This is a genomic window from Enterococcus faecium (assembly GCF_029023785.1).
Taxonomy (GTDB): Bacteria; Bacillota; Bacilli; order Lactobacillales; family Enterococcaceae; genus Enterococcus_B; species Enterococcus_B faecium.
Genome location: NZ_CP118955.1, coordinates 1,432,733 through 1,456,605, shown reverse-complemented (window position 1 = coordinate 1,456,605; position 23,873 = coordinate 1,432,733). Strand labels below are relative to the sequence as shown.

The window sequence follows — 23,873 nt, the reverse complement described above, 5'->3', positions numbered from 1 at the left end:
GCAAAGTTTTTTTTGAAAAGGGATACGATTCCCTGTTGTTCTTTGTTTTTCTATTAAGAAACTGCAGTTATTTTATAACCAGTATCCTTTGATCAGTAAAGGCTATTCTGGTGTACCGATTATTTTAATGTATTCATCGATATTTTTTATCAACATTTTTTTTATGACCAACTGGTTCCGACGGTTCCATTTGCCACTTACTTCCAGCACATATTTATTTAGGGGCAAACGTAAGATATATTTTGCCAAATAGCGATCTTTAAGCAGGCCATTGATCACACGGTCCTCAAGCTGCAAGTTGATCCCAGTCAGCATCATTGGCTGTTCTTGTAAAACGTACGTATCAATTAAAAGACCTTCAAAAGTTTCCACAAGCGTCTTCCTTTCTTTTCAAAGTAACCTGAAAACAGGCACTAATTCTTCCATTTTGATATTCGTTGAAGTGGATGCGATCATTCTTTCTTTTGTCCACTGTAATCTAGTATAACAAAAAAGAGCAGAAGAGCCAAAAAGAAAAAAGAGCATCGAATTCTATAGGAAGTCTCATTGGCATGGCCTAAATTATTACAAAACATTGATTAAAAAAAGCCCCTGCATCGCAGGAGCATCCCCTATATCGTTTTAATAGGTCAATCAAAAAGCAGTATCAAACACATTTTGTATCAAATCAGGAAATAATAGATAAGCTAAGCCCAGAATCAAAAGTACCGCTAGAAGAAACCAGCCGATTGTTCCTATGAAATACTTTAATTTTTCGAACATTGTATCACCTCGTTGTCAGTATATCACGGATCAGTAAATTGGGGGTGTTAAGAATCTCCTAAAATAGACAAAATTTGTTCTATTTTCCTAAAGCAAATACTTGTAAGATACAGTAAGTGATACCAGAAGCAATGACCGGTCCGGCGGCGATTCCTCTTAAGAAGACAACACCTAAAATCGTGCCGAAAACAAGTGCAACAGTGATTTGTGGATCAGAAGCAATCAATCCTACACCCTTGGAAGATAAGACAGCCACTAGCCCACCGCAAAAAACAGCTACCCAGCCAATAGGGGATTTAAAGGCTTCTAATAGATCACGTAGACCGATTTCTCCTGTTGCGATAGGGATTAGAATAGCCGCTGTGATGATCGTCACCCCAATATTGATTCCTTTGCCTTGAAGCAAAGGGAAAAAGGAACGGGAGGCTGGTATGAGCTTCATAATCAAAACAAAAGCTGCCGCTATCATCAGACTTTGATTCTTAGCTAAAATTGCTACAAGTAAAATAATTCCTAAAAAAAGCCAACTTTCCATGAAATATATTCCTCACTTTCTTCGAAACAATCATAACATGTTTTTAGAAAGTTGCAAAAGTAGGAATTCATCCTTCAAGACCTATTCATAAGCTGTTTTTTTCATAAAATAAACAAAATCATAAAAAAACACTTTGCTTATTTGACAGAAGACAGCCGCGCTTTGTATAGTGGACAAGACTTACATTTTTTTGAAGAATCAGAAAGATCAGGTAAAGGTCTTAGTAAACGCAAGCCATTCAGAATAACCAATATTGTGCTTCCTTCGTGTCCTACAACTCCAAGAGGTAGATTTAAAAATTGCAGGAAGTTAGAAGCAATCAACAAGAGAATAACAAGAATCGAAAAAATAATATTTTGTTTGATGATCCGCCGCATTTTTAAAGATAGCCGATGACTGTAGACAAATTTATTTAAGTCGCTTTTCATTAAGACGATGTCTGCGATATCCATAGCGGCATCTGTCCCTTGCCCCATAGCGACACCTAAAGAAGCGGCTGCTAAAGCAGGCGCATCATTGACTCCATCACCAACCATCGCATTTACTTGGTAAAGTTCATTCTCTTTTTTGACTAGTTGTGTTTTTTCTTCCGGAGTACAGCTTGCATAGTAATGTTCAATCCCTACTTGTTCAGCAATGGCCTTTGCTGTGCCAGAATGGTCGCCGGTTATCATACTTGTATGGATGTTTTGGGATTTAAAGTAGGAAATTACTTGTTGGGTATTTGCTTTTGGAATATCTAGCAGACCTAAAACAGCAATTAACTGCTGATCTTTAGAAAGATAAATCACGGTTTTGCCTTGATTTTCCAAACGTTCGATCATTTCCGCAATCTCTTTGCTGATTATCATCGTCTCAGGATCATATGCGTGCTTGCCAACTTTCCATTGCGCACCTAAATAGGTAGTTTGTAATCCAAAACCAGTAATTTCTTCTATTGGTAAGTATTGGATTTCTTCAGGTATTGTGCAATCGAAATATTGCAAAATCGCATGAGCAAGTGGATGCGTCGTTTTTTGTTCCATAGCAACAAGAAGTTGTTGTGCCAAATCCTTTTCATCAAAGAAAAAGCTGTCAGTTACAACTGGTTTTCCTTTAGTGAGCGTTCCTGTTTTATCAAAGGCAATCGCTTTTAATTCAGAAAGCTTTTCTAAATGGATACCGCCTTTGATTAAAATCCCATTTTTTGCAGAATTTGAAAGAGCAGCTAGAGAAGCTGGTGTAGCAGATGCGACAAGCGCACAAGGAGAAGCCACAACTAATAATACCATTCCTCGATAAAAGCTTTCATCCCAACTCCAACCTAGGAAAAAGTGGGGGAGAAGGATCATTAGAGGAACAGCAAGCAAAATCAATTTTACATAATTATTTTCGATTCGTTCGATAAATGAAGCTGTTTGAGTTGGCGTATTCTGCGCTTCTTCTACTAATTGGATAATCTTAGCAAAGACAGTTTCGGAACTCGTTTTTGTTACTCGAATCGTGATGGGATTTCCTTGATTCAGCGTTCCTGCATACATCTCATCGCCTAAATATTTTTCTACAGGCACAGATTCACCGCTTAATGCAGACTCATCGATCGTTGCCTGTGTGCTTTCTAAAAAGCCATCTATCGGAACAGCTGCTCCTTTAGCGACAAATACCAAGTTATCCACCTTTAGTTGAGAAACATCTACTTCTTGCATTTGTCCATTTTCTTTTAATAATTGGGCTTTTTGTGGTTGAAGATTCATCAAAGCAGTAATTTCTTTTTGACTTTTATTAGTTGTGTATTCCTCTAATGCACCGCTTAAACAAAAGATGAATGTCAACATTGCTCCTTCAAAGTAATTACCGATCAAACAGGCACCAATAGCAGCTAAAGCCATCAATAAATCCACATTCAGTGTCCGATCATTCCACAATTCTTTCAAGCCTTCCGATGTTTGTTTATATCCACCGATGATAATGGCACTGATATAAAAAAGTGGGGTGATGGTAAGAGAGAATCGGTCGAAGATAAAACCGAAGATCATAAATAAAAGGCAGCCGATTGTTGCTGCAAAAGCTTTTTTCTGATTAGTCATCGTTATTAGACCTCCTTGTCAAAACAAGGATAGCATAATAAAAATGTAATTGATAATAATAACAGCTAAATGAGAACGATAATGGTTATCATTTGGTGATTAAGCTTGATGTTGTTTTTATTATTTATAATAATTATTATTAAAGAAAATAAAAAACCAGAACATTTCTCAAATAAGAGAAGTGTTCTGGTTTTTTCTACATTGCAATAAACCAATAACCAATCAAAATGATACCAAGGATAATACGATACCAGCCAAAAGCGGTAAAGTCGTTTTTCTTCAAATAGCTTAGTAAGAATTTGATAGCTAAGACGGAAACCACAAAAGATACGAATGTTCCTACAAGAAGAACAACAGTTTCTTCCATTTTGAATGAATTCCCTTCAGCTAAATATTTGACGATCTTCAAGCCGCTTGCGCCAAACATGACAGGAATCCCTAAGAAAAATGAAAACTCTGTAGCGACAAAACGCGAAGCACCAATCAAGATAGCTCCTAGGATCGTTGCGCCAGAACGGGATGTTCCGGGAACAAGTGCCAAGACTTGGAATAACCCAACAAGAAGAGCTGCTTGGTACGTAAAGTCATTCAGAGAAGTCCAACGAGGTGTTTTGTTTTTGTTGCGTTTTTCGACAATAATAAAGGCAATACCGTAAACGATCAAAACAATGGCAACTGGTAAGAACTTGTGGAAATTTGCTTCTAACCAATCATCCAAAGGCAAACCAATGATGATGGCTGGTATGCAAGCAACGATCACTTTAAACCAAAGTGTCCACGTATCTTTTTTTTCTACCGTTGATTTACTTGGAGAAAATGGGTTTAACTTGTGAAAATAAAGAACGACGACAGCCAAGATCGCCCCTAATTGGATAACGACATTGAACATCGACATAAATTGTGAACTGGCATCCAGTTTGATGAATTCATCTGCTAGGATCAAATGACCAGTACTACTGATGGGCAGCCATTCCGTTATTCCTTCAATAATACCGAGAATCACTGCTTTGATAATATTTGCAAAAAACATAAATTCCTTCCTTCCCAATTAAGATACATCTTATAGTATACCGTTATTTTTTGAGAAACCCAATCTGTTTTTTAATATTAAGAAAAACTTGAGAAATAAAGCAGATAAGTACACGAAGAGAAAAAAGAAGACAAAGCCCTCGTTCAGACTTTGCCTTTTATGATTCTCTGGTAAAAATTAAAATATCCCCATTATAGAAACGAGTCGCGACTATGTGTTTTCCCGTTATCGATATAAGACGTATCATTGATGCCGTGGATAGAAAATCGACCGTTTGCATAAGTGACCTTTGTTACGCTGCCATTTAAAAGCCCAGCACGAACAGGCTGTTTAGGATCGATCAGATTAAGCAAAAAGGCGATCGTCAAACCATGAGATACGACTAAAACATTTCCACCACCATTTTTTTCGCAGTGATGGGCGATATCTTCAAATCCTGTCCATACACGGTCTCGCAATGTTTCATAAGTTTCCGCCCACCCAGCGGTATCTAAGTTGTATACAGCATTAGCAATTTGTTCAAAAGAAACTTCTGTGGTAAACATTTCATCATATGTTTTAAAATTCAATACACGAGGGATCACACCCCACATTTCCATGTCATATCCACCTTCAAGAGACCCGAAACACCATTCTCTAATCCTTTTTTCAATAAAATAAGGAATTTCTTTTCCCTTAGAATGTTCTCCTAGAATAATACGGGCAGTTTCGATCGCACGACCACTGTCACTAGAATAAGCAAATGAAAAGTCGACATTTTTTAACCCGCGACCTAAATAATGAATGCCTTCTTGTCCTTGCTTTGTGAGGGGTGTATCACACCAGCCTTGTACTCGTTCAATTGTATTGAACATCGTTTTTCCGTGTCGTACGATATAAAGTGTAGTTTCTGTCATTTTATTCTCCTCCTAAGTCGTTTTAACGATTGAAAAAAGGATTTGTCCTTTTTTCCTGTTCAATCGTCGTTGCATCGCCATGTCCTGGATAGACTGCAAATTCATCAGGTAATACAAACAGCTGGGTCCGAATACTATGAAGTAATTGTTCTAAATTCCCTGTATACAGATCGGTTCTACCGATACTTCCTCTAAACAGGGCGTCGCCAGAAACGACAAAATCATCAAAAATAAAGCTGACGCTTCCTATAGAATGCCCTGGGGTAGGGACGACGCGAAAAGACATGTTTCCTAAAGTATAAGTTTTCATTTCAAATTCATATTCTGCAGGCGAGACAATAACATCAGCAATATCATCATGTCTACCGAGTCCAGAAAGATTCAAAATCGGATCACCTAGCCATTTTTGCTCTAGTGGGCTGACATAAACTGGGATTTGATAATACGCGCGTAAAGGTTCCACTGCACCGATATGATCGTAGTGGGTATGGGTAAGCAAAATCGCTACCGGCTGTTGGTTTGTTTTTTTGATTTCTTGTTTGATTCGTTCCGCATCTTCTCCAGGGTCAATGATCAAAAGTGCTTCTTCGTTGTAGACCAAATAACAGTTTTCTTCAATCATTCCTGTTTTTAATCTTTCGATATGCATGTGCATTCCTCCTTGATAGCCAAAACTTCTTTCATCCATTAGTATAACGCATTCATTGCTAGGAAACAAAAACAGGTACTTATTTCTCTTTACTTATCTGAATTATCAGACTATATGAAAAGTATTTGGATATTCTAAAGAGAAGGAAAGTAAGTTTTCATAGCATTTTAATATGTCCTTGTTACATTAGATTCATCCAAAAATCCAAATTCTATATCCTATATCCCTGCCTAATCAGCAGGGTGTTTTTTTATGTTTGGAAAGAGAGCTCTTTTTGCTAAACTAGGTTTTTTCAGGTAATCTTAGAGAGAAAGAGGTGGTGGAAATGATCAAACAGTCAAAAATATCTGTGCGGCACTTAGTAGAATTTATTTTGCGACGTGGAAGTATCGACAATCGTAAAAAAAGTAACCATACTGCATTAGAAGGAGCGAGAATCCACCGCAAGCTCCAAAAAGATGCGGGAGAAAACTATGAAAAAGAAGTCTTTTTAAAAACAACAGTTCAATTAGATGAATATCACCTGATCGTTGAAGGCCGTGCAGACGGTATTTTCAAAAGAGACGGTATTTATTATATAGATGAAATCAAAACCTCCGAACCACGATTTGAAGATTTAGAACCAGAACAAGTGGAACTTTTCTTTCATCAAGCAAGGGTGTATGCCTATATCTATAGTCAAGAACATGATTTACAAGAAATAAATCTGCAATTGACTTACTTCCAGACGGCAGAAGAAGTGATCACGAGAAAGGTTGAACATCAGACAAGAGAGCAGTTAGAAACTTTTTTTAAAAAGCTGACTGAAGATTATAAAGAATGGCTTGTTTTTCAAGAAAACTGGCGCACTGTACGCAATGCCTCTTTGATGGCTTTGAAATTCCCCCATGATGAGTATAGGAAAGGTCAGCGTGAACTAGCGGTAGCTGCTTATAAAACGATCCGTACGAAACAGAAATTGTTTGTAGAAGCACCTACCGGAACAGGAAAAACAATCTCTACGTTATTCCCCGCTTTGAAAGCTGTAGGGGAAGAAGAGGGAGAAAAGATCTTTTATCTAACGGCTAAAACAATAACTAGACAAGTAGCTGAAGATGCTATGACAGCATTAAAAGATACAGGAGCTGAAGTAAAAAGTGTCACTTTGACGGCGAAAGACAAGATCTGCTTTTTAGATGAGACGACCTGTAATCCAGATCAGTGCCCATATGCCAATGGTTATTACAATCGGATTAATGAAGGTTTATGGGATCTTTTGAATCATGAGAATCAGATCACTCGTGAAGTCATCGAAACTTATGCAAGAAAGCATACACTTTGTCCTTTCGAACTATCATTAGATGTCAGTATCTGGTGTGACGTAATCATTGGGGATTACAATTATTTATTTGATCCAACTGTTTATTTAAGACGTTTTTTTGAAGATGAAAAAAACGAGGACTATCTGTTTTTGATTGACGAAGCACATAATTTGGTGAATCGTTCCCGAGAGATGTATTCGGCAGAACTATCTTATGAAAAAACGAAACGAAGTAAGGAAGCTATACCAAAGGAATTCAAAAAACTTCATCGCCGTTTCAACAAACTATTAAAAGAATTTGATTCGATCCGAGAAATAGCAAAAGAAGATCATTGGGATTATCATCATCAAAAAGCACCGGCTGAATCTTTAGTAAAGGCAGGTTATCAATTAAGCGAAAAAATTAAAGAATGGCTGGCAGAATTTCCTGAGCACCCATCACAAGAACAATTGCTTCCTTATTATTTTGATTTGCTTCATTTTTTGAAGGTCAGTGAATTTTATGATGATCACTACGAAACAACAGTCGAAAAAACGTATCGCGATCTGATAGTAAAAGAGTTTTGTATTGATCCAAGCTTGTTTCTTGAGCAGTCGTTGGATAAAGGAAAAAGCAGTATTCTTTTTTCTGCTAGTTTTTCACCACTCTCTTATTATCAGGAAACACTGGGGGGACAAAAAAGTCTGACTTACAAACTGCCGAGTCCTTTCCCAGAAGGAAACCAGCAAGTTTTCATCGCAAATTACCTAGAGACGACTTATCGAAAAAGGGAACACAGTCTGGCAAAATTAGTAGAGACGATTCATGCTTTTGCTGATGGAAAGGTCGGGAATTATTTCGTTTTCTTTCCTTCTTATCAGTATTTAGATCTTGCGGTGGAAGCATTCAGACAGCAATATCCCGACAGCAATGTGCTAATCCAAGAAACGGACATGAATGAGGAAGAACGCGAACGATTTTTAACAAAATTTCAAACAAATCCCGCTGAAACATTGATTGGATTTTGCGTACTTGGCGGGATTTTTTCAGAAGGAATCGATTTGAGAGGGGACCGATTGATCGGCAGTATGATCGTAGGTGTAGGTTTGCCGCAGATGAATCATGAGCAGGAACTGATCAAATCATATTATGATGAGAAGGAACACCTTGGATTTGCTTACGCTTATCAGCTTCCTGGAATGAACAAAGTCTTGCAAGCTGGTGGTCGAGTGATTCGTGGCATGGCGGATCAAGGAATCGTTGTATTGGCAGATCAACGATTTTCTAGTTTTTCTTATCGACGTTTATTCCCACAACATTGGCAAACAGCAAGAGAAGTACGAAGTGTTGGGGAATTGGAAGAAGGAATACAGCGTTTTTGGTTATCAAAAGAAGCAGTAAATCAAAAAAACGAGGAATGACAGACGTCAGCCTCGTTTTTTGATTAACGATAGTTAGTGAATTGCAACTCGATTGGTAAGTCAAGTTTACGTAATAAAGCAATCACAGCTTGTAGATCATCACGGTTCTTACCTGTCACTCTAATCTGATCTTCTTGGATTTGTGCTTTTACTTTCAGTTTTTCATTTTTGATAGCTGTAGTGATTTTCTTCGCGTTTTCACGATCGATTCCGTTGACCAAATCGGCAGTTTGTCGAGCTTTGCCACCTAGAGCGTGTTCCGATTCAGAAAAATGGATATTTTTGATTGGTACATTTCTTTTGATCAGCTTACCAAATAATACATCTTTGATCTGTTCGATTTTGAAATCATCATCGCTCAATACAACTAGATTGCTGTTCTCTAATTTGATTTCTACTGTAGAATCCTTGAAGTCAAAGCGATTGGACAATTCTTTTGTTGTTTGCTGAATCGCATTTTTTACTTCTTCTGTATTGACTTCTGATACAATGTCGAAGCTAGCATCTTTTGCCATAGGAACCCTCCTGATATACATATAAATATTTACCATACATCTATCTTATCATAGGATTAGGGCAGATTCTTACCTGTTTGCTAAAATTCTTCTCATTTGAGTTCGAAGTATTTTATTTTAATAGATAAACTGTTATTCTTACATTTGGAATACCAAAGTAGGGGAGAGGTGCTTGTGAGTAAAATTATGACTGCGTATCATAAAAATGAAAGATTAAAGAAAATAGTGGTTATTTTGATAACCGGATTGACCGCTGCGGTCGCTTTAAATTATTTTTTGATTCCAGCCAATGTCTTTTCTGCAGGGATGAATGGGATCGCTCAAATCATTTCCTCGCTTTTATATGAATGGTTTCATATCAAGATAGACACAGGAACATTTATTTTTCTTTTGAATATCCCTGTGTTTGTATTAGGGTTTCTCAAAGTAGGAAAACGAGCAACGATCCTTAGTTTTGTGAATGTTGTATGTGTATCGGTGATGACGATGCTGCTTCCAGTCGGACAGATCACTGATAATATTTTGATGAATGCCCTAGTAGGCGGTGTTTTATTAGGTCTTGGCGTAGGATTATCTTTAAAAATGGGCTTTACAACTGGTGGGATGGATATCATCTCTCTTGTACTTTCACAAACAACTGGAAAAACAGTCGGAAACTACATGCTGATTCTAAATGGTATCATTGTAGTCATCGCAGGCTTCTTCTTTAACTGGGAAAGTGCCTTGTATACGATTATTTCCATTTATGCAATGACTCAAGTAATTGATGCCATCCACACGAGTCATCAAAAAGTAACTGCAATGATCGTTACCGTCAAGCCAGAAGAGGTAACAGAAGAACTAGCAAAACGGATGGTACGTGGAATGACATTACTGCCGTCTGTCGGTGGCTATTCAAAAAAACAAGGGAACATGATCATGATGGTCATCACCCGCTACGAAATGTATGATCTTGATCAGATCGTTCATGAAATCGACGACGATGCATTTATCAATATTTTACCAACTCATTCAGTATTTGGCCGGTTTGCAAATGAAAACGAACAAAAAATGTATCGAACAACTGGCGTATTGCCAGAAATAAAAAATCGTTCACAAAAAAAATGAGGAATCAGGTTTATTTTAGAATAAATTTAATCTATTACATCTAATAAGAACATTTTTATAAATTTAAACGAGAATCTTCCTTCTAAATTCTCATTTACAAGCAGCTAAAAAAAGAGTATGATAAATAAAAATCGTGTTAAGGAGTGTCGTACGATGAGCGAAGCAAACCAAGAACGGTCTGGACAAGAAATAGAACTAATCAAAGAACGTATTCTTGCTGCCTTGGAAATGGTGATTGATCCTGAATTAGGAATCGACATCGTCAATTTAGGCTTGATTTATGATATAGAATTCAATCCTGAAAATGGAGAAACAGTCATTAAGATGACATTAACAACTATGGGCTGTCCATTAGCAGATATTTTAACAGAATCTATCCATGACGCATTAAAAGAAGTGCCAGAAGTAACGAAAGCAGAAGTCAAACTAGTCTGGTATCCAGCATGGACGACGGATAAGATGAGCCGTTATGCTCGAATTGCTTTGGGGATTAGATAGGGGATAATGTTGATTTAACAGCGTTTTTCACTCATTTAGTATGTAGTCTGAGCCAATTTTTTGGACTTCGGATACCAGATAAAATGAGGGTGTTTTCGATACGGATACCAACCCAAATGAGTAAACAACTTCTGAACTCTTTTATTAACTTTTAGAAAAAGTTGATAAGGGAGTTTTTTATTGTGCAAAATTTTAAGTTAGATGAACTACTAGAAGAAATGTTATTCAATGAAAAAGCCAGAGGAATCTCACCGAAAACGATTAAGAAGCATCAGAAATTTTTACACTTGTTTTTTGAATTCTTAAAAAAAGAGCAGATATACTTTCTTGAGGACGTGACACCAAAAAGCATTCGTCAATTCATGTTGATGAAATTAGAGGAAAGCTGTGCGGAATCCTATGTGAATACCCATTTAAGAAGCATCAGAGCCTTTTTTAAATATTGTGTAGATGAAGATTATATCCGATATGATAGAAACCCCTGTATGCGTGTTAAGTGGGTAAGAGAGCGTAAGGTAATTATTCAGACATTTAATGATATGGAAATCAAAGAAATGCTAAAGGTGGCAAAGAAGTTAACTTTCTTCAAGCCTCAGAAAATGGATAAGCAACATTCTGGCTATCAAACTAGATTCACAAATCAAAGAGATTATCTGCTCTTACTAATTCTTATAGACACAGGACTTAGGATTAATGAGGTAATGAACTTAAAAGATGTTCACATTACTAATAAAGAGTTATTTGTTGAAAATGGGAAAGGAAAGAAAGATAGGATTGTTCATTGCTCACCTTTGATTTATAAAGAGTATATAAAATATAAGCGAGTAGCAAATTCCTTTTTTGAATATAATGAAATAGAGAATATAGACAATTATGTATTTTTAACAAGAGAAGGTAAACAATACAACTATATTTTAGCTGAACGAGCAATCATAAAAATTGGGAATCAGTGTGAAATTAGAAAATCTATTCGGGTAAGTCCACACAGTTTTCGACATTATTTTGCCCAAAAATTAGTTCGGAATGGTACTGATATTTATAGAATTCAGAAACTATTAGGACATGCTTCAATTAAAACGACTGAGGTGTATCTAAGAAGTTTAAATATTGAAGATGAAATTAGTAAAGCGGTAAATTTTTCACCATTGCAGACGATTTAAAAGTGTTGTTAATCGTTTTAATATCAATTAATAGAAATCTAAAGTAAATATAGAATCAGATTATTTAAGAACTTAAAATTCATATTTTTAGAGGACACACGACATGGCTAAAACATGGTCTTGGGGAGAAGTTGCAAAAGGAAACAAACGTGCTAAAGGAACTGGTTCAGGTGGAACTGGTGGAGGATTTTTTGTTCGTGGAGATTTAGATTATGAAATGGGAGATTTACAACGTTTAACAATTCCTTATGTGTTAGATGAATCTGGTCAACCCAAAATGTTGATTTATTCAGCACCAATTCATTACATTGAAAAACGTGGATTTATTAAATTACAAGGACCTAAAGGTGGAACTTATTCTCCATACTCTATCCGTTGTATGAACCCACTATCTCAAGTTGACTTTGAAAAAGGAAAAGAAATTGCTGAACGTGGTCAATATTGTGCATTATGTACTCTAGCAAGTTTGCAAACAACTGCTCGTTTCGCTAAAATTGAAGAAAAATATGGTTCTGTGGAAGAGTTTAAAGCAATTCCTAAAGATAATGCTGAGAAAAAAGCATTCATTGATTCTTTAAATGAAGGTGACCGAGTTCGTGCTTCTTACAATAACCAACGTAAAGAAACAAACTATGAAACATACATGTTAGTGTTGCGTTTTGAATCTGAAACAAAAGAAGTTGCAGGAGATTTCGGTATAGAAAAAGTTTCTACTGTAAAATTAGGAACAAACGGTTTACCAATTTGGAAACCACTATTAATGAAAGTATCTCAAAAACGTATTGAAAAATTCACCAAAGCATTACAAGATGCAGGACGTAATCGTCAATTAGCACCTGAAATGATTCATTCATTTACTGATGCTACTGGTCAAGAAGTTAAAACAGCGTTTATTGACTTTGAATTAGACTTCCCTGTCCGTAATGAAAAAATGAATTCAGCAGCAGACTTAGAAATTCGTGCGATGTCTACTGAAAAATCTTGTATTACACAAGCATTTGTAGATGAAATCTTAGGAAAATCTAAAGATTTAATCGAAAAAGCAGACTTGGCTTGGGAAAAATCACATGCAAACTTACAAGAGTTTACAAATGATGAATACCAATCTTATATGGAAGATAAAGGAGCTTACTTTACTTCATTGAAAGAACAATATCTAACTCAAAACGATGTTGAATTTGCTCGTAAAGTGTTAGAAACTGCGAAAGGTAATAACCAATTCGCTAAGAAAGAAGATGGGAATACTTCAGGAACAGAAGCTACTGAAACAGTAACAGTTCCAGATGAAAAACCTGTTAAAGAAAACACAGCAGTAGCTGATGAATCAGCAATCCCTGCTGAAGATTTACTAGGATTAGGTGATTTAGAGATTTAATATAAGTAATAGAGAGGAAGTGAAGCGACCAAAAAAAGTTAGACAAAGAACTGACTTTTTTTGGTCGTTATTTTTATAGAAAAGTATGGTTTTGAATTCAAATCAAAAATTGTTAAATACTGCTTATTAGAACGAATCAACCTGTTTATCTAATAGATTATGGCATTCCGAGTATCTTACTGCATTTTTATTACAATGTTTAATACTTGAAATTAAATTTATTTAGCATTTTCATTAGTGTGATTTAAATTACATAGTATCAAAGTGTTTTTTAATAGTATATGATATAATCAAATTAAGAATATCACATATAGTAAGGAGCTAATTGATATGGGAGAAGTTTTTAAAGTGATTAACCAGAGTATTGATTATCGTGCTTCGTCTTATAAAAATGTAATCCACGAAGATGAGTTAAAACAAGTTTTATTAAATACTATTGAACAAAATGGAAAAACCATAGATGTTAGTTCATTTGATAATTTGAAAACATTACATGATATATTTTTTTACATACTAGAAAATAGATTGTTATCAGTAATAGATTTAAATAGAATTATCTTAGAAAATATAAGATTTAATTGTAGTAATATTTTTTTCGAGAAAGTTCCTGGACATATAACCGATGAAGATATTAAGTCCGGAATCAATAAAATTTCCTCGTTTTATAGTTTAAAAAATACTCCTACAAATTATCATGAAGATTTTTCTGACTCAGGATACAATCTTTTGGATAGAATCTCTTCAAAAAATTTGAACGAGTTATATTTTCCTGTAATAGATTATGATGAAAATAGTGTTCACATAATGGCAAGTGTAAAATTTTTAGATAAGGATGAAAATTCGTCATTAAGAGTTTGTATTATATATCTGGATAGAAAAACTGGATATACTACTTTCTATGTTAATGGAAAGGTGGGAGGATTTAAAATTAAGAATGATAACAACGTCTCTATATCCTCAGGTACTGCTTTTTTTAAGCACATTAGAACATTAATAAATAGCTTTTTTTCTTTTGATTTTGTTTCTTATAAGAATAGTTGTTGTATAAATAGAGCTAAAATGTTTAACTTTTGTAATAAAATGAATAGCCTAATGATAGGAGATTATTCTGAAGAGTTGAATGCTTCTTTATCTCCTATTTTAAAAAGACAAATTCGAAAAATATTTAGTGAAATGAATAAAATGAATAGTAAAGTAAAGTTAGACACTGAGAAAACTGAAATGTTAATGAAACGAATCTTTTCTAATTATTTAGGAGAATTTATTACAACTGGCTACAATGAACGTGATTTGGTAAAAAAAGCGAAAGAAGCAGGTGCAGTATGCTATCCTACTAAGATTAGTTTCAGAGGACAGCAGTTAGCCCGTGGAAAAGCAACAACAAGAGGTAGAAAATTCCCATTAACATTTGAATCAATTTTTTATAGCTTAAATACTGATATAGAAATTGCAGGAGAACTAGATGAATTTACGTTAGCTTGGTTTGATACTGATTTTTTTGCCGAACGTTCAGAATTAGAGGTAAGTCAAACAACAATTAAAATAACTGAGGAAATATTTTCATTAACTTTAAAAAATTCAAAATATAAGAATAAAGGGATGACCGAGCATATTGAAAGAGAAATTAGAAATGCTATTTATTAATAATCAAAAATGGAACAAGTTGTTGAATATGACGGCTTTGAATGGAGATAAATACTTTCGGGAAAAACATTATTTGGACTTGATAAAAAAATATATGCCAAAAGAAGATTCTGTAGAAATTTTTAAAGAATTATTGGGAAAAAAAATGTTTAAAAGAAAATTTTCATATGAATGTGATGATGATATTTATGATGCTGAACTGTTAGAAAAAAAGTGTGAAATATGTGAAAATAAAATTCTAGAACATGAATATTTTGAGCTATATTCCCCAAACTATTTGAGTGAACTCTCTGCATATAATATTCAATTATTTGAAGAATATTTTGATTCAGATTCTAAAATTGTGATGGAAGATATACGAAAGAATATTGACAGAGTAATTCCGTTTGTTGGTTCAGGTATAAGTAAAAGTGTAGGGTTACCATTGTGGTTAGAGCTTTTTAAAAAAGCTAGAGAGAATTTAGCTGATAAACATAAGGGATACTTTGATTTAGAGTATGAATCTAAAAATGTTGATAGGATTATAGATGTGATAAAGAGAGCACATCCTTTAATTAACAATGATAAAGATTTGAAAAAAGAACTAATAGTCCCTGCAGTGAATAAACATATTAAAAATGAAGTCTTATTAAATTCAATAATAACTGATATATTAAAATTGGATGCAGAATATATTATTACAACAAATTATGATGATTTACTAGAAAAAACAAGTTTATTACTATGTTCAGGATATGAAGAATCAAGAGACATTTCTTCATTCCAAGGATTTGAATCTTTGGATGAAACACAATATATATTCCATATCCATGGTACTATTAAAAATTATGATTCAATGGTGGTTACTAATGAAGATTATAATAATTTATATGATTCTGAAGAGAAAAAAAGAATCCTTTCTGGTCTGATAAACAAACATTCTATGTTATTTTTAGGTTTTTCTATGGATGACACATACTTTAGTGATGAGTTCGGGAAAATCTGTGAGTCTAATAAAGGGTATTGCACAAATTATTATGTAATGGTTAATGGAGATAGACAGAAAAAAGATGAACTATTGAAGACAACAAACATAAGGTTTATTAATATTAAATCAACTAATTTTGATATTAAAAATCAGTATGAGTTTATGATTGAATATATATTAGGAAATATTTATATAGAGTAGCTAATAAAGTTACTCTTTTTTGTTCTATAAATTTGCAACCTCCTATTTATGATGCTATAAAGGTCCTTAATAGGGATACTTTTGTAATTTCTATCCATCATAAATCCTATTCTATCAACACCTAAGATTGGGATTTAGTAAGAATGGATAGTTTTAGTGTTTATGAACTGGAAAGTATCCATAAATGATTCATATTGGAGGGTGAAAAATGACAAAAAAAATAATTAATGTAAAACCAATTAAAGAGAAAGAGGTATTGAAAAATTTCTCGAATGAATTATTGAAAAATAAACATGGGCAAAGAGATTATACAATTTTCGTGTTTGGGATTTTTACAGGATTGCGTATTTCAGATATATTGAATCTGAAAGTTAGTGACGTAAAAGGAAAGTTGAAAGCTGATATTGTAGAAAAAAAGACAGGAAGAAAAGAACACTGAATCTAATGCAATTGACCAATCAAATTATTAAATACCTAAACGAGGAACATGATGGGGAAAGTGAATGGTTGTTTCCATCACCTAGAGATAATACGAAGCATCTGGCAAGCCATCAGTATTACAAAATCATGCAAAAAACTGCTGAATCGCTCGATTTAGATTATATTGGTACGCATACATTAAGAAAAACCTTTGGGTATACCTATTATCAGAAAACAAAGGATTTAGCGAGCCTAATGAAGATTTTAAATCATAGTTCACAAAGCATCACTTTAAAATACATTGGAATAGAGGAAGAAGAACTTCAGTCGAGTTTAGATAATTTTAATCCGTTTCGATAATTCATTTATATTATCAAAACAAAAAGCACAATCAATTAAGACTGTGCTTCTTTTTTTCATTCTTTTTCGCAATAGTATTATATTGTATTCTATTTTCACTGCTTTTTGTATAGAGTGCTTCTAATGCCTTATATTTTTCTTTGTCATTTGAAAAAGTTAGTTGTTTAGAAGATTTAAAATAATTAGATAAGTAAAAAATGAATTCAAATAAACTATCAACTTTATATAAAATCCATTTGAGTTGTTCATTTTTCGTATAGAAAAAGAAACAATCTTCACTTTGAATATAGAGTAAGATATCATCTCGAATAAATTCTGTATTATTTTTCACTCGATACATATTGAAATCTTTCAATTTTTCTCTAATAATAGGCAGTTGTTGTTTAGTAGGAATTGCAATAACATCTAAACTATCTAAAGAATAAGTAGGAATTAGTTGATTCTTTTCGTAAATACTAGAAAATTGAATAGGTATTTCAACATGATGGTGATTTATAAATTTCGAGAACAACTCTTTGTTTTCATTCGATAAGCATTGATTAAATAGCTGAAAAGCTTGGGGTTTTTGACTAAAATTTTTATGGTTGTATATTTTTTTGACTGCACTATGAAAAGAAGCAGTCACTTGTTTTTGTTGATTATTTATTGATATTTTATTGGTTCTAAATCCCAGTGCTAACATTTTTTGTAAGGCATCAGCTTGTAAGTCTAAGTGATTTAAATTGTCTAAATCGAACTTCTTAGAATAATAAAAGTACTTAGATAACTTCTTTTTAGAAATCCATTTATGCTTTTCTAACGTGCTTAAACGTGCTTCTAAGCTGATTCTGTTGCATTGTAATAGTTTTTCCAAGGTAGATTCATAAATCCCATTAGAGTCGATAATTAGTTGTAATAATTCATCACCATCAATCTGGAATGGCAACAGTTTTTTTGACAAATTTTATAAGGTGCAGAACTTCTTTCCGTATGCTATTCCGATTGTCCTTGACAATGAGCCTCCTCGGATGTGACGATCTTCGGCAGGAGCTAACAGTTAAAGTTAGACTGCCTCGCTAGCGTTAGCACATCCGAGCTCATTATCAAGGATTCGCTGCGCCAATCTCTGGTTACGGTAACCAACCGGTGTCTCGTAGCCAAGTGTACCGTGCAACCGAAGGTGGTTCCACCAATTGACATAGTCAAATAACTCCAAATCCAATTGTTGTAAGGTTTCAAATGTGTATTGATAGACAAATTCTACCTTCAACGACTTATAAGTTGATTCAGCTACGGCATTATCAAAAGGACAGCCTTTATGACTCAATGATCGATTGATGTCAAAAGTTGTTAATAATTCATCAATAGCTTGGTTATCAAACTCTTTTCCACGATCAGTATGAAAAATCTCAACCTCTGTCAGAGGTTGTTTGATACGGCTAAATGCTTTTTTACTAGAACGGCATCTTTATGTTCTCCACAAGAATAGCCGAGAATTTCTCGATTGAACAGATCCAAAATGAAACAGACATAATTCCATTTTTTCCCGACTCGTACATAAGTCAAGTCTGTTACGATCGCTTCTAATGGGTTGTCTCTTAAGAATTTACGATTCAATACGTTTGTCGTTTTGGCTTCATTGCAAGTAGAATGATGTACTTTAAAATAAGCAACAGTATAGCTCGATTTTAATCCTCTATTTTTCATGATTCTACTAATTTTTCGTCGGCTGATCTGAATGCCTCGTTTTGATAAGGCTTTTTTTATTTTTCTTGAGCCGTAGGCCTTTCGGCTGCGGATAAATTCTTCAGCGACTACTTCTTCAAGTTCTGATTCGTCTTTCTTTGGTTTTGATTGATAATAATAGGACTGACGTGATAGACCTAATATTCTGCACATCGCTGATATAGGGTAAAGATGCTTATTCGCATCGATTACTTGTCTCTTCGTCCGAATATCAGCGCTGCTTGCTTTAAAATATCATTTTCCATTTCTAATTGCTGGTTTCTTTTACGTAGTTCTAACAATTCTTTTTGTTCAGGCGTAAGATTATCTTTTTCTTTGAATGAACCACTCGTTTTAGATTGCTTTACCCATTTGTCAAATGCTGAAGCCGTTAGTTCATATTCTCGAATGATTTCTACACGTGGCTTTCCAGCTAAGTAAAGATTGACGATTTGTTGCTTGAATTCTTGTGAAAAAGTTCTTCGTGTTCTCTTAGACATAAAAATTCCTCCTGGTATGTTTTCTTCTAGTCTACACACCTTAATTTTTCTGTCTAGTTAATTGTAGCCTATCCAATGTTAGTAAATTTAAGGAAGATGGTGTTATTGTAGAGGTAGTACTCAATCACCCTAATGATTTTCTAGAAAATTATTCTGAGATTGACTTGTCAGAAGATGAAATGCTTTCTCTCATAAAAAATTGGAAACTTGAATCAATTAAAGAGTTGCTAAGTATTATTGTTAATGAAGAATCAGATGAGTTTTTCGAAAATAATAGATTGGTGGAAATTCTATTAGAAAGGGGAGTTTCTTCTGATGATAGATTGTTTGTAAGATTTCTTAAGAATATGGATGTTGAATACTTAAAAGAATATTTTATCTTTAACTTACAAGAGAGGACATTAAGTAAATCAACAATTGAACAAATGCTAAACTTATTCTTAGAGAATGATATTACTGATTTTTCAATAGAAGAATATGATTGTATATTTGACAATTTGTCAAATACGGAACTATTCGTTGATTTAATCAATAATCTTTTCAAAAATAAAAAGTTGAATGAGATTTCTATAAAAAATGTAACATATTGGCTGGGAACACAAAATAAACCAATCTCTGAATTGTATATTGATGAAAATGGAAAAAATAAAGTAGTTGAAATAGAGAATACTCCTCAAAATATTGAGTTATTAAATAATTTACAGGACATTAACATGGTATCTACTTTTAACGTAAAAGGAGATTCTATCATAAAAGTGAATATGAAAAGAAAAGTACCTAAAGAGCTAAAAACATAATTGTTGCGACACAGGTTTGATATTAAATAGTTGAACCTAAAATATTGTATTAGTAGGTGTTAAACTATGGTAAATATTTCTGATAAACATGTAATGGATTTTATTTTTCAAATGAATTCATGTTTAACATTTGAGAAATTGAACGAATGGGAGGATAAATTATCGGACTGCTCAGACGAAATGATTGATTCTGCGTTTTCTGATAAAGCAATTGATATTGTTCAATTAAGTGATGAATATGAACAGAACTATATAAAAGAAGGTTTTATCACGGTAGATGAATACTTATCTAAATATTATTCAAGAACTATCAATTTGTTGTTACGTATGCCAAAACTTCAAAATGAACTTATGGATAATAAACATAATACTAATAATAAAAGATTTCACGTGTATCGAGAAAATGGACATTTAGCAACGTATGCCCAACAAATTTTATTTTCTTTGTCTAATAAGTATAAAATCTGATATCAGTAGTGGGCTGTTTTTGTGAGTTTTTGAGTAGATGCTCAGATGACTATATTTACTTATAAGATTTAACTGGACTACAGATAAGAAGCGTAAAAAAGTTCTCATTGAGTATGTAGTCCAAGCTATTTTAAGGGACAATTTAACCATTTTTTGAGGTATAATAAACCTACAAAAGTTAATAAAAAGAACAGAATTTTGGCTTCTGGGATGCACTAGAATCGAGAAAAATTTATCGCTTTAACACAGGAAAAAGCGATAGAAATGCTGATATAACAGCACTTGACTTTAACAACCATGGGCTGCCCATTAGCAGATATCTTAACAGACTCCATTCACGATGCTTTACGTGAAGTCGAAGAAGTGAAGAAAGTCGAAGTGAAACTTGTGTGGTATCCAGCCTGGACGACAGATAAGATGAGCCGTTATGCACGGATTGCGTTGGGGATACGATAGAAATCTTGGCTGACTAGCTATGAGAAGCAAATAGGAAAAACAAAAAAGCCTTTTATCCTTTCTAGAAGAAAAGAGATAAAAGGTTTCTTTGTTTATAAAATTTTGTCTGCTATATTATAAGTTAATTAAATAAATGTGTTCTATTGATAAAGGACATTCAAATCCCTTTCCTTTTGGAATCCTTCTTTTTTACATCAGTTTGATTTTCGTATAGTATTCTTTCTCATCTTCACGATAAATCGCAGCCCCATTTTTTTGTTGTGCTTTAAGACTGCCAAGATTTTTTTTATTTACAGACAAAAGTGCCTCATCAATGCCGATTTTTTTTGCCTCTTGTAGTACTAATGCTAATCCTTGTGTGGCATATCCTTTTTTACGATAATTAGGGGAGATGCCGTAACCAATATGGCCAGCGCCGTTTCTTAATGTTTCGTTCAGTTTATGGCGCAAATTAAAAATTCCTACATACTCATGTTCATCACTTTCTAAAATAAAGACGGTTGCGGGAACGTAACTCTCAGGAAGATCGATTCCTAAAGACGTTTTTTCGCATTTTTTTACATAATCTAAAAATTCAGCAAATGTATAGCCATAAGCATTGTTGATAAATCCATTCTCATTTGGTCCAAAGCTAGTTTGTAGCTGATAAGCTTTCTTTAAATCTGCTTCCCATAGTTTGATCAGTTTCATCGTATTCACCTCTTTAAGTAACCTTATTCATTTGTTTTCTACTATAGCACTATTGTTGTAAATAGCCATGCCTATTTTTATTTATTGTGTCATATCGTATTAAGAATCATCGAACAATACAAATATGAATTACAATAAAAAAATTATTTGAAGTTCGTTCATTCGTTACTTATGACCTCTAGAAGAAAGAAAACGTGAATTACTTCAGCGTCTAGAATTCCAGAAGGATAGTAACCAACAGAAGAAATAATCAATATCTAAATGAAAGAAGATAGCTGAATCGAGAAAAAGAGGAAAAAAGAAATGAAGAAAAAAATAAAATAGTTACTAATCCCAGAGTCGTTCGTTTAACATTGAAATCGATCATATGGATAAAACAGATTTTTTCACCAACCCTCAATAGATGATGGAGTTGCTCGGATGAATTATTTGTGTAGATGGCATAAGGGAGGGCGTACAGAAATGAAAAAGAACAAAAATATGTTCTTGACAAAAAACACATGTAATCCTAAACTAAAAGATGTGATGCGGCTATGGCGGAATTGGCAGACGCGCTAGCTTCAGGCGCTAGTGAGGGTGACCTCGTGGAAGTTCGAGTCTTCTTAGCCGCATATTTGTTTTTTTGAGAAGGAAAAAAGATATCGACGGAGTTTCTCTGTTGATATCTTTTTTTATAAAGAGAAGGTACACCTGGAGCGATGAGAAAGAAAATAACATATTATCTAAAAGAATATAGGAAAAATTTTAAACAACGGAACCAGATTCAAATAAATCAAAAAAAATTTGTGTGAAGGTGGGACAGTTTAAAACCTAATAGATTGATTCAAATAGTAGATTTATAGATTCTGATACAAGAAATACTGGCAAACGATAGTTAAGGAATAAAGACTAAACTTAAACTCAAAAAGAGGTCATGCGAAAGAATAAATCGCATGACCTCTTACTATATTTTGAATGTGTTTAAACGTTCAAATAATGAATCTTAGTACCAACCGTTTGCTTCCCAGAATGCTTTCGCCGCTTCCCAAGAACCATAACGTGAAGTAACATATTGTTCTGCTACTCTTTCTTGGTTTGCAGCAGAGTAGTCACCATTTAAGTAAGAAGAATCTAATTGGTAACGGCCGATGTAACGTCCGTTCGTTGCTGTGTAAGAACCGCTTGATTCTTTTTGTGCGATCCATTCTTTTGCAGAGCTTGTGCTTGCTGGAGTAGCAGCAGTTTCTGTTACAGCAGGAGCAGCTTGTGTTTCCGTTTGAACCGTTTCTTGTACAACAGGTTGTTCAGCTTGAACAGGTTCAGTTTGGACTGGTGCTTCTTGAACGGCTGCTTGAGGTTCAGCAGCTACTTGTGCAGAGCCTTCTGTTGGGATTGTTAATTGTTGTCCTGAGTAGATCAGGTTAATATCAGAAATTGAATTTGATTCTGCAATGGCATTGATCAAGGAGTTATCACCAACGTATTTTTGAGAAATCGCTGATAGAGTATCACCTGATTGAACGGTATAAGCTTCGTCCGCATGAGCAGTCGTTCCCATGAAGAATGCAGCGCCGGCAGCCAAAGTTGTTCCAAAAAGTAAAGTTTTAAGTGATGTCATGAAAAATCTCCTTTATTCGTTAAAAAGTTTTATTTGTTGTGTTCAACGAGGAATACTTTAACACGTGAAAATATTTCATAGGTAAAAGAAGCATGACAATTTATGACAAATCCACGTTTTTTGTAACAGAATGATGTTCGCTCGATGTGAAAAATGATGAGGAATTTCACATAATGCAGAAATAATGGGATTAGAACAGGTGTTCTGATGAGAAAAGAAATGTATAAATAACTTGAAAGAAATTGCTTTTGTTCATCATTTTATTTACATATTGCGTATATTTTTTGTATTTTTGCTTGAGATGTTACAATAAAAGAAAAAGGAGGCGGTTCCAATGAGTAAAAGATACCAGAACATCATGGTAGCAGTTGACGGATCAAGACAATCGATCAAAGCGTTCGCTGAAGCCCTTGACTTAGCAAAGGACAATGAAGCCCACTTATTTATCGTGTCAATCATCAACAAAGTTGAGCTGACCCATAGTGCCTATGCCTTTTCAAAAATCTATGCAGATGAAAAACAAAGAACAGAAGTAGCCATGCTGAAAAAAATCAATGATGCCAAAGAGTTCGGCATTGCTGAGATCCACGCAATAGTTGAAACTGGAGATCCAAGAAATTTGATTGCCAATATCATCCCTGGACAAGAAAATATTGATTTGATCGTTATGGGAGCGACAGGAAAAGGTGCTATACAACAAGCATTAGTTGGATCGACCGCTTCTTATGTCGTATCACATGCCCCTTGCAGTGTGTTGGTCGTGAAGTAATGAGAT

General features: G+C 34.2%; 21 protein-coding genes, 1 tRNA gene and 3 pseudogenes. 13 read left to right on the top strand and 12 right to left on the bottom strand.

All coding sequences use genetic code 11. From position 1 onward, the window contains the following. Window positions 1-102: 102 nt before the first annotated feature. The 7 genes from PYW34_RS07085 to PYW34_RS07055 form a co-directional block, all read right to left on the bottom strand. Window positions 103-372, bottom strand: a complete 270-nt coding sequence (locus PYW34_RS07085; protein ID WP_002289125.1) for a hypothetical protein — start codon at window positions 370-372, stop codon at window positions 103-105. A 261-nt stretch (window positions 373-633) separates the two neighbouring features. Continuing rightward, window positions 634-762 carry a hypothetical protein gene (locus PYW34_RS07080; RefSeq protein ID WP_002295511.1) on the bottom strand — a complete coding sequence of 43 codons (129 nt, stop codon included), beginning with the start codon at window positions 760-762 and terminating at the stop codon, window positions 634-636. A gap of 79 nt (window positions 763-841) precedes the next feature. Beyond that, a complete protein-coding gene (locus tag PYW34_RS07075; RefSeq protein WP_002333258.1) occupies window positions 842-1,297 on the bottom strand; it encodes a DUF441 domain-containing protein in 456 nt (151 codons plus the stop codon). A gap of 137 nt (window positions 1,298-1,434) precedes the next feature. After that, window positions 1,435-3,363, bottom strand: a complete 1,929-nt coding sequence (locus PYW34_RS07070; protein ID WP_002289122.1) for a heavy metal translocating P-type ATPase — start codon at window positions 3,361-3,363, stop codon at window positions 1,435-1,437. A gap of 196 nt (window positions 3,364-3,559) precedes the next feature. Then, window positions 3,560-4,393: an undecaprenyl-diphosphate phosphatase gene (locus PYW34_RS07065; RefSeq protein ID WP_002298973.1), complete on the bottom strand. Its 834-nt coding sequence runs from the start codon at window positions 4,391-4,393 to the stop codon at window positions 3,560-3,562. 191 nt (window positions 4,394-4,584) lie between these two features. Further along, on the bottom strand, window positions 4,585-5,289 hold the full coding sequence (locus tag PYW34_RS07060) for a histidine phosphatase family protein (protein WP_002289120.1): 705 nt from the start codon (window positions 5,287-5,289) through the stop codon (window positions 4,585-4,587). 22 nt (window positions 5,290-5,311) lie between these two features. Next, window positions 5,312-5,938: an MBL fold metallo-hydrolase gene (locus PYW34_RS07055; protein WP_002289118.1), complete on the bottom strand. Its 627-nt coding sequence runs from the start codon at window positions 5,936-5,938 to the stop codon at window positions 5,312-5,314. Between the two features lie 325 nt (window positions 5,939-6,263). On the opposite strand from PYW34_RS07055, the gene PYW34_RS07050 reads away from it, so the two are divergent. Continuing rightward, window positions 6,264-8,639 carry an ATP-dependent DNA helicase gene (locus PYW34_RS07050; RefSeq protein WP_002295516.1) on the top strand — a complete coding sequence of 792 codons (2,376 nt, stop codon included), beginning with the start codon at window positions 6,264-6,266 and terminating at the stop codon, window positions 8,637-8,639. A 23-nt stretch (window positions 8,640-8,662) separates the two neighbouring features. On the opposite strand, the gene PYW34_RS07045 is transcribed toward PYW34_RS07050, so the two are convergent. Then, complete coding sequence (locus tag PYW34_RS07045) at window positions 8,663-9,154, bottom strand: YajQ family cyclic di-GMP-binding protein (protein ID WP_002289115.1); 492 nt, start codon at window positions 9,152-9,154, stop codon at window positions 8,663-8,665. 186 nt (window positions 9,155-9,340) lie between these two features. Here PYW34_RS07045 and PYW34_RS07040 point away from each other — a divergent pair, with 186 nt between their 5' ends. From PYW34_RS07040 to PYW34_RS07010, 7 genes and pseudogenes are all read left to right on the top strand, one after another. Further along, entirely contained in the window at window positions 9,341-10,261 is a 921-nt protein-coding gene (locus PYW34_RS07040) for a YitT family protein (RefSeq protein ID WP_002289114.1), read from the top strand. Window positions 10,262-10,414: 153 nt separating this feature from the next. Beyond that, window positions 10,415-10,759 (top strand): metal-sulfur cluster assembly factor, encoded by a 345-nt coding sequence (locus PYW34_RS07035; protein WP_002289113.1) that lies wholly within the window; start codon window positions 10,415-10,417, stop codon window positions 10,757-10,759. Between the two features lie 182 nt (window positions 10,760-10,941). Next, complete coding sequence (locus tag PYW34_RS07030; RefSeq protein ID WP_002330207.1) at window positions 10,942-11,919, top strand: tyrosine-type recombinase/integrase; 978 nt, start codon at window positions 10,942-10,944, stop codon at window positions 11,917-11,919. Window positions 11,920-12,022: 103 nt separating this feature from the next. After that, window positions 12,023-13,294, top strand: coding sequence for a hypothetical protein (locus PYW34_RS07025; RefSeq protein WP_002295524.1), 1,272 nt, complete (start codon window positions 12,023-12,025; stop codon window positions 13,292-13,294). Between the two features lie 330 nt (window positions 13,295-13,624). After that, window positions 13,625-14,938, top strand: coding sequence for a hypothetical protein (locus PYW34_RS07020; protein ID WP_002333259.1), 1,314 nt, complete (start codon window positions 13,625-13,627; stop codon window positions 14,936-14,938). Next, window positions 14,907-16,106, top strand: a complete 1,200-nt coding sequence (locus tag PYW34_RS07015) for an SIR2 family protein (RefSeq protein WP_002330205.1) — start codon at window positions 14,907-14,909, stop codon at window positions 16,104-16,106. Before PYW34_RS07020 ends, PYW34_RS07015 begins: the two co-directional genes overlap by 32 nt. Window positions 16,107-16,314: 208 nt before the next feature. Further along, window positions 16,315-16,886, top strand: a pseudogene (locus PYW34_RS07010) (tyrosine-type recombinase/integrase). A 31-nt stretch (window positions 16,887-16,917) separates the two neighbouring features. Here the strand turns inward: PYW34_RS07010 and PYW34_RS07005 are convergent. Both PYW34_RS07005 and PYW34_RS07000 read right to left on the bottom strand, forming a co-directional pair. Continuing rightward, window positions 16,918-17,811 (bottom strand): hypothetical protein, encoded by an 894-nt coding sequence (locus PYW34_RS07005; protein WP_002333262.1) that lies wholly within the window; start codon window positions 17,809-17,811, stop codon window positions 16,918-16,920. A gap of 117 nt (window positions 17,812-17,928) precedes the next feature. Next, a pseudogene (locus PYW34_RS07000) lies at window positions 17,929-19,090 on the bottom strand (IS3 family transposase). 164 nt (window positions 19,091-19,254) lie between these two features. Here PYW34_RS07000 and PYW34_RS06995 point away from each other — a divergent pair. The 3 genes and pseudogenes from PYW34_RS06995 to PYW34_RS06985 all read left to right on the top strand — a co-directional run. After that, on the top strand, window positions 19,255-19,887 hold the full coding sequence (locus tag PYW34_RS06995; RefSeq protein ID WP_224446567.1) for a hypothetical protein: 633 nt from the start codon (window positions 19,255-19,257) through the stop codon (window positions 19,885-19,887). 66 nt (window positions 19,888-19,953) lie between these two features. Then, the gene (locus PYW34_RS06990; RefSeq protein ID WP_002294820.1) at window positions 19,954-20,355 is read left to right on the top strand and encodes a hypothetical protein; all 402 of its coding nucleotides are present in this window, start codon (window positions 19,954-19,956) and stop codon (window positions 20,353-20,355) included. A gap of 282 nt (window positions 20,356-20,637) precedes the next feature. Next, window positions 20,638-20,811: pseudogene (locus PYW34_RS06985) on the top strand (metal-sulfur cluster assembly factor); the annotation flags it as partial. 189 nt (window positions 20,812-21,000) lie between these two features. Here the strand turns inward: PYW34_RS06985 and PYW34_RS06980 are convergent. Next, entirely contained in the window at window positions 21,001-21,501 is a 501-nt protein-coding gene (locus PYW34_RS06980) for a GNAT family N-acetyltransferase (protein ID WP_002330201.1), read from the bottom strand. A 527-nt stretch (window positions 21,502-22,028) separates the two neighbouring features. Between PYW34_RS06980 and PYW34_RS06975 the strand changes: the two genes are divergently transcribed. Further along, window positions 22,029-22,112 (top strand) — tRNA-Leu (locus PYW34_RS06975). A 371-nt stretch (window positions 22,113-22,483) separates the two neighbouring features. Here the strand turns inward: PYW34_RS06975 and PYW34_RS06970 are convergent. Further along, a complete protein-coding gene (locus tag PYW34_RS06970; protein ID WP_002330200.1) occupies window positions 22,484-23,098 on the bottom strand; it encodes a LysM peptidoglycan-binding domain-containing protein in 615 nt (204 codons plus the stop codon). Between the two features lie 334 nt (window positions 23,099-23,432). On the opposite strand from PYW34_RS06970, the gene PYW34_RS06965 reads away from it, so the two are divergent. Continuing rightward, entirely contained in the window at window positions 23,433-23,867 is a 435-nt protein-coding gene (locus tag PYW34_RS06965; RefSeq protein WP_002295767.1) for a universal stress protein, read from the top strand. Window positions 23,868-23,873 lie beyond the last annotated feature (6 nt).

Excerpts from the sequence above, each read along its gene's own strand:
- PYW34_RS07060 (WP_002289120.1), bottom strand. The coding sequence starts at position 5,289 with ATGACAGAAACTACACTTTATATCGTACGACACGGAAAAACGATGTTC.
- PYW34_RS07035 (WP_002289113.1), top strand. The coding sequence starts at position 10,415 with ATGAGCGAAGCAAACCAAGAACGGTCTGGACAAGAAATAGAACTAATC.
- PYW34_RS07070 (WP_002289122.1), bottom strand. The coding sequence starts at position 3,363 with ATGACTAATCAGAAAAAAGCTTTTGCAGCAACAATCGGCTGCCTTTTA.
- PYW34_RS07040 (WP_002289114.1), top strand. The coding sequence starts at position 9,341 with ATGACTGCGTATCATAAAAATGAAAGATTAAAGAAAATAGTGGTTATT.
- PYW34_RS07075 (WP_002333258.1), bottom strand. The coding sequence starts at position 1,297 with ATGGAAAGTTGGCTTTTTTTAGGAATTATTTTACTTGTAGCAATTTTA.
- PYW34_RS07045 (WP_002289115.1), bottom strand. The coding sequence starts at position 9,154 with ATGGCAAAAGATGCTAGCTTCGACATTGTATCAGAAGTCAATACAGAA.
- PYW34_RS06980 (WP_002330201.1), bottom strand. The coding sequence starts at position 21,501 with ATGAAACTGATCAAACTATGGGAAGCAGATTTAAAGAAAGCTTATCAG.
- PYW34_RS06990 (WP_002294820.1), top strand. The coding sequence starts at position 19,954 with ATGGTAAATATTTCTGATAAACATGTAATGGATTTTATTTTTCAAATG.
- PYW34_RS07065 (WP_002298973.1), bottom strand. The coding sequence starts at position 4,393 with ATGTTTTTTGCAAATATTATCAAAGCAGTGATTCTCGGTATTATTGAA.
- PYW34_RS07025 (WP_002295524.1), top strand. The coding sequence starts at position 12,023 with ATGGCTAAAACATGGTCTTGGGGAGAAGTTGCAAAAGGAAACAAACGT.
- PYW34_RS07020 (WP_002333259.1), top strand. The coding sequence starts at position 13,625 with ATGGGAGAAGTTTTTAAAGTGATTAACCAGAGTATTGATTATCGTGCT.
- PYW34_RS06970 (WP_002330200.1), bottom strand. The coding sequence starts at position 23,098 with ATGACATCACTTAAAACTTTACTTTTTGGAACAACTTTGGCTGCCGGC.
- PYW34_RS07050 (WP_002295516.1), top strand. The coding sequence starts at position 6,264 with ATGATCAAACAGTCAAAAATATCTGTGCGGCACTTAGTAGAATTTATT.
- PYW34_RS06965 (WP_002295767.1), top strand. The coding sequence starts at position 23,433 with ATGAGTAAAAGATACCAGAACATCATGGTAGCAGTTGACGGATCAAGA.
- PYW34_RS07055 (WP_002289118.1), bottom strand. The coding sequence starts at position 5,938 with ATGCATATCGAAAGATTAAAAACAGGAATGATTGAAGAAAACTGTTAT.
- PYW34_RS07080 (WP_002295511.1), bottom strand. The coding sequence starts at position 762 with ATGTTCGAAAAATTAAAGTATTTCATAGGAACAATCGGCTGGTTTCTT.